We start from the raw sequence: 13384 nt of genomic DNA, 5'->3' as shown, positions 1-13384 counted from the left end.
CGGAATGACCGCAAGTCCCCCAAGCGGGGCTTGCACAGGAGGTTTGCAATGGGCGCTATCTTGAATCTGGTCGAACGTAATCTGCACGAAGTGCACGTCGACGCCGACCGCATGCTGTTCCACATCCCCAGCAGTTCGCTGTTCGCCAGCGATGAACTGACCGGCACCATCATCGATGCATTGCGCGGCCCCGGCTGCTCCTCGGAGGACTTGATCCAGCGCCTCGGCGCGCGGTTCAACGGCGAGGAAATTAACGAGACCCTGCGTGAGCTGATTTCGCTGGAACTGGTCAGCGACGGCTCGCCGCTGACGCCGGACATCGCAGTCAAACGCGTCGAGCGCACGGCGATCAACACCGTGGTGCTCAACGTCAACACCGGCTGCAACCTGAGCTGCACCTACTGCTACAAGGAAGACCTCGACAAGCCGTCCGCCGGCAAGAAAATGGACGTCGAAACCGCCATCGCTTCGGTGGAAATGTTGCTGCGTGAGTCCCCCCAAGAAGAACGTTTCACCGTGGTGTTTTTCGGCGGCGAGCCGTTGAGCAATCGCAAGCTGATCGAGTACATGGTCGATTACTGCGAGAAGCGGTTTGCCGAGGCCGGCAAGTTCGTCGAGTTCGTGATGACCACCAATGCCACGCTGCTCACCGAAGAAACCGTGGACTACCTGAATGCCCACCGCTTCGGGTTGTCAGTGAGCATCGACGGGCCGAAAACCGTGCACGACCGTAATCGCATCACGGTGGGCGGGCAGGGCACTTATGACGTGGTGCGGCGCAAGGCCGAAATGCTGCTGTCGCGCTACAACAGCCGTCCGGTCGGCGCGCGGGTGACCCTGACCACCGGCGTCACCGACGTTGAAACCATCTGGGATCACCTGTTTAACGAGTTGGGGTTTGCCGAAGTCGGATTTGCTCCGGTGACGTCCGGTGATATCAGCAGCTTCAACCTGACCACTGACGAGTTGATCGAAGTGTTCGCCAGCATGAAACGCCTCGGTCGGCGTTATCTGGAAGCCGCGCTGGAACACCGCAATATCGGTTTCTCCAACCTGCATCAACTGATCACCGATATCCACGAAGGCCACAAAAAAGCCCTGCCGTGCGGTGCCGGACTGAAGATGCTGGCGGTCGATCACAAAGGCGAACTGAACCTGTGCCATCGCTTCACCGGATCGTCGCTGCCGACCTTTGGCAACGTCCACAGCGGCGTTAAACAGGTCGAGTTGAACGACTTCCTGTCCCAGCGCCTGGATCGCACCAACACCGGTTGTCATGACTGTCAGATCCGCAACCTGTGTTCCGGCGGTTGCTACCACGAGAGCTACGCCCGCTATGGCGACCCGGCCCACCCGACTTATCACTACTGCGAACTGATGCGTGACTGGGTCGACTTCGGCATCGAGGTCTACACCCGGATCATGGCCAACAACCCTGCGTTCATCAGCAGCTACATCACTCCGCGCAAGGCTCACTGATATGAAACATCTCAAGGCAATCAATAACAAAGCGTTGAAGCTGGATCAGGCCGCGGACGAGAACCGCATCGAAGAGGTGGTGGCGATGAGCTCCGTTGCCGGTTGCGCCTCGACCACCGACCCAGGCTGGGAAATCGATGCGTTCGGCGGGGTGTCGTCGCTGTGCCAGCCGATGGAAGCTGACCTCTACGGCTGCTCCGATCCGTGCTGGTGGCCAGCCCAGGTGCCGGACATGATGAGCACCTACCCGGACTGGAACAAGGATGCCCAGGCGTCCAACGACAACTGGCGCAACCTCGGCACTGTCTTCCCGAAAGACAAGTGATCCCTAAGAAGAAGGATTCCAGCATGCCTAGCCTCAACAAAGCCTGCGGTGTTGCCGCACTCGCGGTTCTGAGCGCCTGTTCGCTCGCGGTTCTGGCCGATGAAAACACCGCGCTGCAAGACGGTCACGAGTACATGTTGACCACCAATTACCCGAACAACCTGCACGTCATCGACCTGGCGACCGATAGTTTGTACAAGACCTGCAAGATGCCCGATGCCTTTGGCCCCGGCACTGTGCAGCTTTCGCCGGATCGCAAGACCGCGTATGTGCTGAACAACCATTACGCCGATGTCTACGGTGTTGAACTGGACAGTTGCAAGCAGGTGTTCCACGCCAGCATCACCCAGCAGCCGGGGGAGAAAGCGCGGTCAATGTTCGCCTTTACCGTCAGCCATGACGGCAAGGAGCTGTACACCATCGCCAACCCGACCCAGATGCTCAATGACCGATACGAGGTCAAACAGCCGCGTCTGGACGTGTACGCCACCGACGCCGGGATGGACGCCAAACCAGTGCGCAGCTTCCCGGCGCCACGGCAGTTGACGATCATGCAGAGCGGCGATGACGGCACGCTGTATGTGGCCGGTGCTGATGTGTACAAGGTCGATGTGAAGAGCGGCAAGTTCGACGTGCTGATCCCCAGCCGTCACTGGAAACGCCCGAACTACAGCGCGCCGGACGTGCTTTACGTGTGGAACCAGCAGACTTACCGCCACGATTTCTCTCTGCTGTACACCGCCGCCAAGTTCAAGGACAAGAAGCAGGATCCGGCCACCGCTGAATATTTGTACGGCTTGTTCAGCGTCGATCTGAAAACCGGCAAGACCGAAACCACCGATTTCGGGCCGTTGACCGAGATCTACTTCAGCGGCATGCGCTCGCCGAAGGATCCGAACCTGATGTTCGGCGTGCTCAATCGTCTGGCCAAGTACGACATCAAGCAGAAGAAGCTGATTCAGGCGGCGACACTGGATCATTCCTACTACTGCATTTCGTTCAACAAGGAAGGGAGCAAGATCTATTTGGCCGGGACGTTCAACGACGTGGCGATCTTTGATGCCGAGACCATGAAACAGACCGGCAGTATCAAATTGCCGGGTGGGGATATGGCGATTACCACGGCGCAGATCTTCGTCCGGTAATTAGCGGCGTCAGGGATGACGCCTTCGCGAGCAAGCTCGCTTGTATGTTTAGACTTGAAGGGGTGGGCGGGACTAAAAGCTCGATTCCGACTCTAGCCAGTACGGACCGTGGGAGACTTCTCGTCCCGCCCTTTCTACCTAAAGCGCCGATAAGGAATTCATCGGTAAAACCGACGATAGAGGCAAGCCAGCGCTACGGTAGACCCCGACAAGCTCTTAAACCCTAGCTCCGAGGATTCGTCATGACAATCCTTACCTCGCCAACGGTGATTGGTGTCGATGTGGCCAAAGCCGAAATCGTCGCTTATCGCGAAGATCTGAAAAACATTCAGGTCATCAACAACGACCGTACGTCTATAGGTCGTTGGCTGAAGACCCTGCCCGCACAAAGCTCGATTTCCCTGGAAGCCACTAATCTCTACCACCTGGATACGGCCGAACTGGCCCATGGTATGGGGCATCGGGTTTACGTCGTGGACCCTTACCGGGTGAGCCATTACCGCGAAAGCATCGGTCAGCGTGCAAAAACCGACCCTTGTGATGCACGTCTTCTGGCGCGTTATCTAACCAGTGAACAGCACCGGCTGCGGGTCTGGAGCCCACCACCACGGCACTACACGGTGTTGAAAAGTCTGCTTAACAAGCGTGCGCAGCTGATGAAGGCCCGAGTCAGTATCATGCTGAGCTGGTCAAACGAACCTCTCCTTGAAGATCTTTTGGCCCATGGGTTGGAGCATTTCAAACAGCTTGATCAGGCCATTCAGGAATTACTTCGCAAAGTCAGCCAAGAGGCCGGCATTAGCGAAAACATCAGACGCTGCAAAGCGATTGAAGGGATTGGTGAACTCACGGCAACGGGACTGGCAACTACGTACATGCGAGGTGAGTTCGCCAGCGCCGATGCGTTCATCGCCTTTCTGGGAATGGATTTGAAGGCAAAGGACTCAGGCAAGAAACACAGTCCTCGCCACTTGAGCAAAAAAGGTGACGGGGAATTACGGCGTCTTGCACACAATGCAGCTATGGCAGCTTGTCGGTCCCCTGTTTGGAAACCGTTCTATGAATCCTATCTGGCAAGAGGTCTAGCCAGAACCCAGGCCTTGGTCATCCTCGCCCGTAAGCTTTGCCGGGTGGCATTCGCCCTCATGAAAAATCAGAGCGAATACCAACCCAATTTAAGGTTGCAGGGTTCCCCTGCAACATAGAATCTCCCACATTTGAAATGCGGTTCAAATGTGGGAGCGAGCTTGCTCGCGAAGGGGCTCTCTAAACCGCCCCGAAAATCAGGCCCCGGGCACCGGGCAGCTCATGTCACCTTCCTCACACTTCAAATATTGCTTGAGCGCCTCGGTTCGCGTCTTTGTCACCGAGGCGATGCAATTGTTGTAGATCAATGGATAAACACTCCCGCCTGCCACGCCGGATGCCGAAAACTTGCACTCGGCATCGCGAAAGCCGATCCATGCCCGTTGCGCGCTCACCAGCATTTTTTTGCCCTCAGGGTTGTCCTTCAGCCGAGCTGTGATCTGTTGATAAACCGTATTCAACTCCTTGTCCGCCGTCTTGTTTTCCTGCGCGGCGCACTGATTCATCGTCGCCTGATCGCTGGCATTGGCGCAGTCCACGGCGGCGTGGACGACGGAAGTGAAAAGAAAGGGTGTCAGGGCCAAAAGCAGGCGTGGGGACATGAGTCATCTCGCTTTGATGAATGAACTTGCCGGGCAGTTTAGCGGCTTCGTCGCGCTAACAAGGTGTGCGATGTCTGGATGCGTTGAGCAACCGTTCGGCAGTCGCGGCAATTTCCTCTCCGTCATGCAGTTTTTCCAGCCACGCGGACGGGATTCCCTGCACGCCGTAATGGGCACCGGCCAACTGACCGACGATGGCGGCCGTGGTGTCCGCGTCATCGCCCAGATTCGCCGCTTGCAGGACGGCGGTGGCAAAACTGTCGGTGTGCTGGAAGCACCATAACGCCGCTTCCAGGGATTCGACGCAGTAGCCGCTGCCGCGAATGTCGCGCTCGGTCTTGTGCAGGTAGTTACCCCGGGCAATCGCCGCCACCTTGGGCTGGTTGAAGGATGTTTGCGGCAGAGTGCGCAGTTGCGCTTTCGATGCGCCTTCCAGGGCCTTGCAGAGCAGTTCGGCAAACAACTGGCAACATTCGATGGCCTCGGGCGCCGCGTGCGTGGTGCGTGAACTGTCGGCGGCGAATCGCCTGATTTGCCGGGCATCGGGGAAATAGAACAGCACCACGGGCACCAGTCGCATCAACGAGCCATTGCCGGCACTGTGCGGGTCAGTAGAGCCGGCAAACGGCTCTCCGGTGTGTTGATAGCGATCCAGCGCCTGGCTCACGGTCATGCCAATGTCGAAGCATTCGCCGGTCGAGCTCAGATAACCCCATTGCCACCAGTTCAGATAGCGGCCCATCTGATCAGCGGCATCGAATGCGTTCTTGTTCAGCAGACTTTCAGCCAGGCACAACGCCATCGAGGTGTCGTCGGTCCATTGTCCGGGCTTCAAGTGAAAAGGCCCGCCACCGACCATGTCGGTCAGGGGCTGGAAGCTGCCGCGAGGCTGGAATTCGACGGTGGTTCCCACGGCATCGCCGCAGGCCAGGCCGAGCAGGGCGCCGCGGTAACGTTCGGGGAGGGAGGGCTGCATGATGACGTCCTTGTGTCGTTCAATTCGCTGGGAACGTTAGCAGTTTCGCCGCGCCGATCCGTGCGCATTCTGACGAACCGGTGATCCAAAATACTGCCGGATATTTCAATCAGACCCGACCGTTGCACTGGATTGATACAACTTCGGATTGGACATGTGGTCATACAAGCCTACTGTTCAAAACAGGAGGTGACGTATGAAACCAGTACCCAACAGCTTTGAACGTAAGATCATGCTCAGGTCGCCGCGCTCCCATGTCTGGCGCGCCCTGGTCGATGCCGAGGCGTTCGGCCAGTGGTTCGGCGTTGCGCTGGAGGGCCGGCGGTTTATCGCGGGCGAATGGACGCAAGGGCAGGTCACATACCCCGGTTATGAACATGTGTTGTGGAACGTGCTGGTGGAGCGGGTCGAGCCGCAGCAGTTGTTCTCCTTCCGTTGGCACCCCTACGCGGTGAACCCGAAAATCGACTACTCCCAGGAACCGACCACGCTGGTCAGATTCGAATTGCAGGACTACGAGAACGGTACGTTGCTGAAAGTCTCCGAATCCGGTTTCGCGCACATTCCCGACGTGCGCCAGAAAGAGGCGTATTACATGGACAGCCGGGGCTGGGAGGAACAGTTGAGTCGACTTGAACACTTCCTCACGGAGAGCGAACGGGCCCGCGAGCGTGAGGGTGGCTGATCTCGGCCTGTTCACGCCGTGGCTGGAACGCTGGGCGCTGACGCCGGACGGTGAGCCAATCATCACCCCGGGCAGCCGCCTGTTACCTGTGCGTCAGGGCAATACTCCGGCGATGCTGAAAGTCGCGGTGGACGAGGAGGAAAAGTACGGCAACCTGCTGATGACCTGGTGGGGCGGCGACGGTGCCGCCCGGGTGCTCGCCCATCACGACGAGAGCCTGTTGCTGGAGCGGGCCATGGGCCAGCGTTCGCTGATGCACATGGCGCTCAACGGCGAAGACGACGAAGCCACACGGATCATGTGTCGAGCGCTGGCGCACCTGCACGCACCGCGACCGACGCCGCCACCGCCGTTGGTGGAGCTGGCGCCATGGTTTGCATCATTAACAATGGCCGCGGCCCGATACGGCGGCCAATACGCCGAATGCCTGCAAATCGCCGAGACCTTGCTCGCCGAACCGCAGGACGTGGTGGTGCTGCACGGCGACATGCACCACGACAATGTCCTCGATTTCGGCCCACGGGGCTGGCTGGCCATCGACCCCAAGCGGGTGCGGGGCGAGCGTGGTTATGACTACGCCAACCTGATCTGCAACCCGGAACTGCCGACGGCCACCGAACCGGAGCGTTTTCAGCGGCAAGTCGAGGTGATCTGCGCAACAGCGGGCATCGAGCGAAGCCGCTTGCTGCAATGGGTATTGGCCTTTGCCGGACTGTCTGCCGCATGGTTCATGGAGGATGACGAGCAAAAAGCCGCCGCCGGGCAGCTGAAAGTCGCACAACTGGCGGCTTCCGCGCTCAATGCCTGACACGCCTAAGGGTTTTCGGAAGGCGCGCTATGGCGAATGTCTTACACGCGATAGTAGCTTTTTCGACTATTGCCGATTGGATCCACAGCGTAATCTAGCCTCATCAACTGAAGCACAGGGAGTGTTTCAGGATCACGGATGATCGACCATTAGCAAGGATCGCTGCCGACAGGGAGTCGATAATGGTCTTGGGAAAAACCCGCTTCGGCGGGTTTTTTTTCGTCTGCAGAAAAGTGCCGTGCTCAAACAGAAACACCGCCGATCTGGCGGTGTTTCTGCATCTGCAGGTCTTACGAGGCGATCAACTGGCGCAACACGTAATGCAGAATCCCGCCGGACTTGAAGTACTCCACCTCGTTCAAGGTGTCGATGCGGCACAGCACTTCGATTTTCTCCTGCCGTCCGTCTTCACGGGTGATGACCAGGCTCAGGTTCATCCGTGGCGTCAGCTCGACACCGCTCAGGCCCTGGATATCCAGGGTTTCCTTGCCGGTGAGGTTCAGGCTCTTGCGGTTCTGATCCAGTTTGAACTGCAACGGCAGCACGCCCATGCCCACCAGGTTGGAGCGGTGGATGCGCTCGAAGCTTTCGGCGATCACCGCTTTCACGCCCAGCAGATTGGTGCCCTTGGCCGCCCAGTCGCGGCTGGAACCGGTGCCGTATTCTTGCCCGGCAATCACCACCAGCGGCGTGCCTGAGGCCTGATAACGCATGGCCGCGTCGTAGATCGCCAGTTTCTCGCCGGTCGGAATGTAGAGGGTGTTGCCACCTTCTTCGCCGCCGAGCATTTCGTTGCGGATACGGATATTGGCAAACGTGCCGCGCATCATCACTTCGTGGTTGCCCCGGCGCGAGCCGTAGGAGTTGAAGTCCCGTGGCTCGACGCCTTGCTCGCGCAGGTAACGTCCGGCCGGGCTGTCGACCTTGATGTTGCCGGCGGGGGAGATGTGGTCGGTGGTCACCGAATCGCCCAATAGCGCCAGCACTCGTGCACCTTTCACATCGGCGATCACCGGCAATGGCCCGGCAATGTCATCGAAGAACGGCGGATGCTGGATGTAGGTCGAATCCGCCTGCCAGACGTAGGTCGCGGCTTGCGGGACTTCGATGGCTTGCCACTGTTCGTCACCGGCAAACACCTCGGCGTATTCCTTGTGGAACATCGCCGTATTGACCTGATTCACCGCGTCGGCGATTTCCTTGCTGCTCGGCCAGATGTCTCGCAGGTAAACCGGATTGCCCTGCTGGTCGTTACCCAGCGGCTCGCTGCTGATGTCGGTGCGCACAGTGCCGGCCAGGGCGTAGGCGACCACCAGTGGCGGTGACGCCAGCCAGTTGGTTTTCACCAGCGGATGCACCCGGCCTTCAAAGTTGCGGTTGCCGGACAGCACCGAAGCCACGGTCAGGTCGGCTTTCTGGATGGCTTTTTCGATCGGTTCAGGCAGCGGTCCGGAGTTGCCGATGCAAGTGGTGCAGCCGTAACCCACCAGTGAAAACCCGAGCTGGTCGAGGTACTGCGTCAGCCCGGCGGCCTTGTAGTAATCGGTGACCACTTTCGACCCCGGTGCCAATGAGCTTTTCACCCACGGCTTGCGGGTCAGGCCTTTTTCCACGGCTTTTTTCGCCAGCAGGCCGGCGGCCATCATCACGCTCGGGTTGGAGGTGTTGGTGCAGGAGGTGATCGCGGCAATCACCACGGCGCCGTTTTTCAGGCGATAGGTGTGGCCGTCGTACTCGTAATCCGTTTCGCCGACCAAGTCGGCATTGCCCACGGCGACACCGCCGCCGCCCTCGCTTTCAAGACGTCCTTCTTCCTTGCTGGTGGGTTTGAACTGCAAGTCGAGGAAGTCGCTGAACGCCTGGCCGACATTCGGCAGCGAGACGCGGTCCTGCGGGCGTTTCGGCCCGGCGAGGCTGGCTTCGACGCTGCCCATGTCCAGCGCCAGGCTGTCGGTGAACACCGGTTCCTGACCGGGCAGGCGCCACAGGCCCTGAGCCTTAGTGTAGGCCTCGACCAGTTTCACCACTTCAGGCGGACGGCCGGACAGGCGCAGGTAGTCCAGCGTCACGTCATCCACCGGGAAGAAGCCGCAGGTCGCGCCATATTCCGGGGCCATGTTGGCGATGGTTGCGCGGTCGGCCAGCGGCAGGTCGGCGAGGCCGTCTCCATAGAACTCGACGAATTTGCCGACCACGCCTTTCTTGCGCAGCATCTGGGTGACGGTCAGCACCAGGTCGGTGGCGGTGATGCCTTCCTTTAGTTTGCCGGTAAGTTTGAAACCAATCACTTCCGGAATCAGCATCGACACCGGCTGCCCGAGCATCGCCGCTTCCGCCTCGATCCCGCCGACGCCCCAGCCGAGTACGCCGAGGCCGTTGATCATGGTGGTGTGGGAGTCGGTGCCGACCAGGGTGTCGGGGAAGGCATAAGTGCGGCCGTCTTCGTCCTTGGTCCACACCGTGCGTCCGAGGTATTCGAGGTTGACCTGGTGGCAGATCCCGGTGCCCGGCGGCACCACGCTGAAGTTATCGAAGGCGCTCTGGCCCCAGCGCAGGAAGGCGTAGCGTTCGCCGTTGCGCTGCATTTCGATGTCGACGTTCTGTTCGAAGGCGCTGGCGCTGGCGAACTTGTCGACCATCACCGAGTGGTCGATCACCAGATCCACCGGTGACAGCGGGTTGATCCGCTGCGGATCACCACCGGCCTTGGCCATGGCGGCGCGCATCGCGGCCAGATCGACCACGGCGGGTACGCCGGTAAAGTCCTGCATCAGCACGCGGGCCGGGCGGTACTGGATTTCCCGGTCGGAGCGGCGCTCCTTGAGCCACGCGGCAAGCGCCTTGAGGTCGGCGCCGGTGACGGTTTTTTCATCTTCCCAGCGCAGCAGGTTTTCCAGCAGGACTTTCAGCGACATCGGCAGCCTGTCGAGATCGCCCAAGGTCTTGGCGGCATCCGGCAGGCTGAAATAGTGGTAAGTCTTGTCATCGACTTTCAGGGTTTTCAGTGAATTCAGACTATCGAGGGACGGCATTACGATCACTCCTTTGAGTCCGCACGGCTACGGACTGAGGGGACGGGCAGAGCTATCAACGTAGCCCTGTTTTCAGTAGCTGGCTAATAACTGGACTCTATGGGCAAGTCCAAGGTTCCGACATGGGCTATCATGCGCCGGTTTTCGTGACAGGCTTTGCTTCAACGCAGGGTCTGGGCATCGCGCAGGGGATGAATGATCGCCCTCTGCCCAGGAGTAAGAATGAACACCCTATTCATGCATTGCCGGCCAGGCTTCGAAGGCGAAGTCTGCTCGGAGATTTCCGACCTCGCCGCCCAACTCAACGTGGCCGGCTATGCCAAGGCCAAACCGGCCACCGCTTGCGCCGAGTTCGTCTGCACCGAAGAAGATGGCGCCGAGCGCCTGATGCGCGGCCAGCGTTTCGCTGAGCTGATCTTCCCGCGCCAGTGGGCGCGCGGGTTTTTCATCGATCTGCCGGAAAACGACCGCATCAGCGTGATCCTCGCGCACATGGCTGAATTCCCGGTGTGCGGCAGCCTGTGGCTGGAAGTCGTCGACACCAACGACGGCAAGGAATTGTCGAATTTCTGCAAGAAGTTCGAAGGCCCACTGCGCAAGGCGCTGACCGGCGCCGGCAAACTGGTGGAGGACGCGAGCAAGCCGCGCCTGCTGCTGACCTTCAAGAGCGGTCGTGAGGTGTTTCTCGGTCTGGCCGACGCCGGCAACTCGGCGATGTGGCCGATGGGCATTCCGCGCCTGAAGTTCCCACGCGAGGCGCCGAGCCGTTCGACCCTGAAACTGGAAGAGGCCTGGCACCACTTCATCCCCCGCGATCAGTGGGAAGATCGCCTGCACAGCGACATGACCGGCGTCGACCTCGGCGCTGCGCCGGGCGGCTGGACCTGGCAACTGGTCAATCGCGGCATGCTGGTGACCGCCATCGACAACGGCCCGATGGCTGAAAGCCTGATGGACACCGGTCTGGTGCAGCACTTGATGGCTGACGGTTTCACTTTCAAACCGAAGCAACCGGTGGACTGGATGGTCTGCGACATCGTCGAGAAACCGGCGCGCAACGCCGCGATGCTCGAAGAGTGGATCGGCGAGGGGCATTGTCGGGAAGCAGTGGTCAACCTCAAGCTGCCGATGAAGCAGCGTTACGCCGAAGTGAAGCGCTTGCTCGAGCGTATCGCCGACGGTTTCAAGGCCCGTGGGATCAAGGTCGACATCGGTTGCAAGCAGCTGTACCACGACCGTGAGGAAGTGACCTGCCATCTGCGCCGCCATGACGTGAAGAAAGCCAAAGCCCGCTGAGCGCACGACAGGTGACCGAACACCCGGCATTGGGCGACAATGCCGGCCAGTTTCAGGAGTGAATCATGAGTGAAATGATCGATACGCCGGTCGACGGCACCCTCGATGCTACGGGCCTCAACTGCCCGGAGCCGGTGATGATGCTGCACCAGCACATCCGTGACCTGGTGCCCGGCGGCCTGCTCAAGGTGATCGCCACCGACCCGTCGACCCGCCGCGACATCCCCAAGTTCTGCGTGTTTCTCGACCATGAACTGGTGGGGCAGCACGAAGAAGCCGGGACCTATCTCTATTGGATCCGCAAGAAGTCCGGTTGATCGCAAGGCAAAAAACAGACCTGCAAATGCAGGTCTTTTTTTATGGCCGGTCAGCCCATCGAACGGCTGATGCGAATGCGTTTGCGTGCGCTGCGCGTCAGGCGGATCGACAGCATCAGCGCCGCGCAGCTGAGGCCGACGATCAAACCTTCCCACAAGCCGCTCGGGCCGCGTGGCTCGCCGAGCCAGTCGGTCAGGCCGAGGGCGTAACCCACCGGCAGACCGATGCCCCAATAGGCGAACAGGGTCAGGATCATCGTCACCCGGGTGTCCTGATACCCGCGCAGGGCGCCGGCGGCGGTAACCTGAATCGCGTCGGAAAACTGGAACAGCGCCGAGTACACGATCAGCATCGCCGCGATGTGAATCACCATCGGGTCAGAGGTATAGATCGCCGCAATGTGTTCGCGCATCAGCAGCATCATGCTCGCCGACAGGCAGGCGTAAGCCAGTGCAGTGCCCATGCCGACGCCCGCCGCGAATCGCGCTTCACGGGGTTCTTCACGGCCCAGGGCCTGGCCGACCCGCACGGTCACGGCCATGCCCAGCGAGTACGGAATCATGAACACCAGCGAGCTGACGTTCAGTGCGATCTGGTGCCCGGCCACCACCGTGGCGCCGAGGCTGCCGATCAGCAGCGCGATCACCGCGAAGATGCTCGACTCGGCAAACACCGCGACGCCGATCGGCAGACCGATGGCCAGCAAACGCTTGATCACCGCCCATTGCGGCCAGTCGAAGCGGCTGAACAGTTCGCTCGATTTGTAGGCCGGCGCCCAGCGCTCATAACCGGCCAGGCCCAGCGCCATCACCCACATCACGATCGCCGTGGCCCAGCCGCAACCGACGCCGCCCATGGCCGGCACGCCGAAGTGGCCATAAATGAACACGTAGTTCAGTGGAATGTTCAGCGCCAGACCGCACAGGCCAAGCACCATCGCCGGGCGGGTGCGACCGAGGCCGTCACTGGTGCAGCGCAGCACGTGATAGAAGGCCACCGCTGGCAGACCGCTGGCAATGCCGTGTAGGTACTGCATGCACGGGCCGATCAGTTCCGGATCGACTTTCATCAGATGCAGGATCGGTTCGGCGCTGAACAGCATGGAGGTTGCCATCAGGCCCACCACCAGTGCCAGCCACAGGGCCTGGCGCACGATCGGGCCGATTTCACTGTGGGTGCCGGCGCCGAAGCGCTGGGCGACTTTCGGCGTGGTGGCCAGCAAAGTGCCGGTCATCAGCAGGAACACCGGCACCCAGATCGAGTTGCCCAGCGCCACGGCCGCCAGATCCTTGGGTCCGACGCGCCCGGCCATCACCGCATCGACGAAGCCCATGGCGGTGGTCGCCAGTTGCGCGATCATGATCGGCAGGGCCAGGCCGAGCAGATTTTTCAGCTCCAGGCGAACCCGGGCAGGGCGGTTGAGGGAAACGGCGGCAGGGCGGTCAGTCACGGAATTCACAGGCAAAGCGTCCACAGGGGTTGATGCGCAAGGCCGGGCATTCTACGCCGCTGACGTAACGGTCAGGAAAAATCCTCTGTTGCGTATTTGTAATCGAGGCGCCTCATCAAGAAATCACAGCCTGCTGGCTCATCGCAGTCCCAGCGCCTACACTGCCGATCCGCCCAAGGAGC

General features: G+C 60.3%; 12 protein-coding genes. 8 read left to right on the top strand and 4 right to left on the bottom strand.

Annotated features, from left to right (window positions below; genetic code table 11):
• The first annotated feature begins 48 nt into the window (after positions 1-48).
• The 4 genes from peaB (at position 49) to PDR5_RS19530 (ending at position 4154) form a co-directional block, all read left to right on the top strand.
• Positions 49-1479: a quinohemoprotein amine dehydrogenase maturation protein gene (gene peaB / locus PDR5_RS19545; protein ID WP_064598151.1), complete on the top strand. Its 1431-nt coding sequence runs from the start codon at positions 49-51 to the stop codon at positions 1477-1479.
• A 1-nt stretch (position 1480) separates the two neighbouring features.
• The gene (gene qhpC / locus PDR5_RS19540; protein ID WP_008016081.1) at positions 1481-1804 is read left to right on the top strand and encodes a quinohemoprotein amine dehydrogenase subunit gamma; all 324 of its coding nucleotides are present in this window, start codon (positions 1481-1483) and stop codon (positions 1802-1804) included.
• A gap of 23 nt (positions 1805-1827) precedes the next feature.
• Positions 1828-2949: a quinohemoprotein amine dehydrogenase subunit beta gene (gene peaD / locus PDR5_RS19535; RefSeq protein ID WP_064598149.1), complete on the top strand. Its 1122-nt coding sequence runs from the start codon at positions 1828-1830 to the stop codon at positions 2947-2949.
• Positions 2950-3191: 242 nt separating this feature from the next.
• Positions 3192-4154 (top strand): IS110 family transposase, encoded by a 963-nt coding sequence (locus PDR5_RS19530; RefSeq protein WP_064592530.1) that lies wholly within the window; start codon positions 3192-3194, stop codon positions 4152-4154.
• A gap of 78 nt (positions 4155-4232) precedes the next feature.
• Here PDR5_RS19530 and PDR5_RS19525 read toward each other — a convergent pair whose 3' ends face one another.
• A complete protein-coding gene (locus PDR5_RS19525; protein ID WP_064598148.1) occupies positions 4233-4637 on the bottom strand; it encodes a lysozyme inhibitor LprI family protein in 405 nt (134 codons plus the stop codon).
• 55 nt (positions 4638-4692) lie between these two features.
• Positions 4693-5613, bottom strand: coding sequence for an ADP-ribosylglycohydrolase family protein (locus tag PDR5_RS19520; protein WP_064598146.1), 921 nt, complete (start codon positions 5611-5613; stop codon positions 4693-4695).
• 196 nt (positions 5614-5809) lie between these two features.
• Between PDR5_RS19520 and PDR5_RS19515 the strand changes: the two genes are divergently transcribed.
• Both PDR5_RS19515 and PDR5_RS19510 read left to right on the top strand, forming a co-directional pair.
• A complete protein-coding gene (locus PDR5_RS19515; RefSeq protein ID WP_064598144.1) occupies positions 5810-6298 on the top strand; it encodes an SRPBCC family protein in 489 nt (162 codons plus the stop codon).
• Entirely contained in the window at positions 6291-7106 is an 816-nt protein-coding gene (locus PDR5_RS19510) for an aminoglycoside phosphotransferase family protein (RefSeq protein WP_082934432.1), read from the top strand. Before PDR5_RS19515 ends, PDR5_RS19510 begins: the two co-directional genes overlap by 8 nt.
• Positions 7107-7396: 290 nt before the next feature.
• Here PDR5_RS19510 and acnA read toward each other — a convergent pair whose 3' ends face one another.
• On the bottom strand, positions 7397-10138 hold the full coding sequence (gene acnA, locus PDR5_RS19505; protein WP_064598142.1) for an aconitate hydratase AcnA: 2742 nt from the start codon (positions 10136-10138) through the stop codon (positions 7397-7399).
• A gap of 222 nt (positions 10139-10360) precedes the next feature.
• Here acnA and rlmM point away from each other — a divergent pair, with 222 nt between their 5' ends.
• Together rlmM and tusA are read left to right on the top strand one after the other, a co-directional pair.
• A complete protein-coding gene (gene rlmM, locus PDR5_RS19500; protein WP_064598139.1) occupies positions 10361-11434 on the top strand; it encodes a 23S rRNA (cytidine(2498)-2'-O)-methyltransferase RlmM in 1074 nt (357 codons plus the stop codon).
• A gap of 65 nt (positions 11435-11499) precedes the next feature.
• On the top strand, positions 11500-11751 hold the full coding sequence (gene tusA, locus PDR5_RS19495) for a sulfurtransferase TusA (RefSeq protein ID WP_007953079.1): 252 nt from the start codon (positions 11500-11502) through the stop codon (positions 11749-11751).
• Between the two features lie 50 nt (positions 11752-11801).
• Here the strand turns inward: tusA and PDR5_RS19490 are convergent, their stop codons facing one another.
• Positions 11802-13211 (bottom strand): MATE family efflux transporter, encoded by a 1410-nt coding sequence (locus PDR5_RS19490; protein WP_064598137.1) that lies wholly within the window; start codon positions 13209-13211, stop codon positions 11802-11804.
• Positions 13212-13384: the final 173 nt, after the last annotated feature.

The sequence above is a fragment of the Pseudomonas sp. DR 5-09 genome, assembly GCF_001655595.1.
GTDB lineage: Bacteria > Pseudomonadota > Gammaproteobacteria > Pseudomonadales > Pseudomonadaceae > Aquipseudomonas > Aquipseudomonas pharyngis.
The sequence above is the reverse complement of the archived record's forward strand: the minus strand, read 5'-3'. Positions and strand labels throughout refer to the sequence as shown.

Excerpts from the sequence above, each read along its gene's own strand:
- peaB (WP_064598151.1), top strand. The coding sequence starts at position 49 with ATGGGCGCTATCTTGAATCTGGTCGAACGTAATCTGCACGAAGTGCAC.
- qhpC (WP_008016081.1), top strand. The coding sequence starts at position 1,481 with ATGAAACATCTCAAGGCAATCAATAACAAAGCGTTGAAGCTGGATCAG.
- peaD (WP_064598149.1), top strand. The coding sequence starts at position 1,828 with ATGCCTAGCCTCAACAAAGCCTGCGGTGTTGCCGCACTCGCGGTTCTG.
- PDR5_RS19530 (WP_064592530.1), top strand. The coding sequence starts at position 3,192 with ATGACAATCCTTACCTCGCCAACGGTGATTGGTGTCGATGTGGCCAAA.
- PDR5_RS19525 (WP_064598148.1), bottom strand. The coding sequence starts at position 4,637 with ATGTCCCCACGCCTGCTTTTGGCCCTGACACCCTTTCTTTTCACTTCC.
- PDR5_RS19520 (WP_064598146.1), bottom strand. The coding sequence starts at position 5,613 with ATGCAGCCCTCCCTCCCCGAACGTTACCGCGGCGCCCTGCTCGGCCTG.
- PDR5_RS19515 (WP_064598144.1), top strand. The coding sequence starts at position 5,810 with ATGAAACCAGTACCCAACAGCTTTGAACGTAAGATCATGCTCAGGTCG.
- acnA (WP_064598142.1), bottom strand. The coding sequence starts at position 10,138 with ATGCCGTCCCTCGATAGTCTGAATTCACTGAAAACCCTGAAAGTCGAT.
- rlmM (WP_064598139.1), top strand. The coding sequence starts at position 10,361 with ATGAACACCCTATTCATGCATTGCCGGCCAGGCTTCGAAGGCGAAGTC.
- tusA (WP_007953079.1), top strand. The coding sequence starts at position 11,500 with ATGAGTGAAATGATCGATACGCCGGTCGACGGCACCCTCGATGCTACG.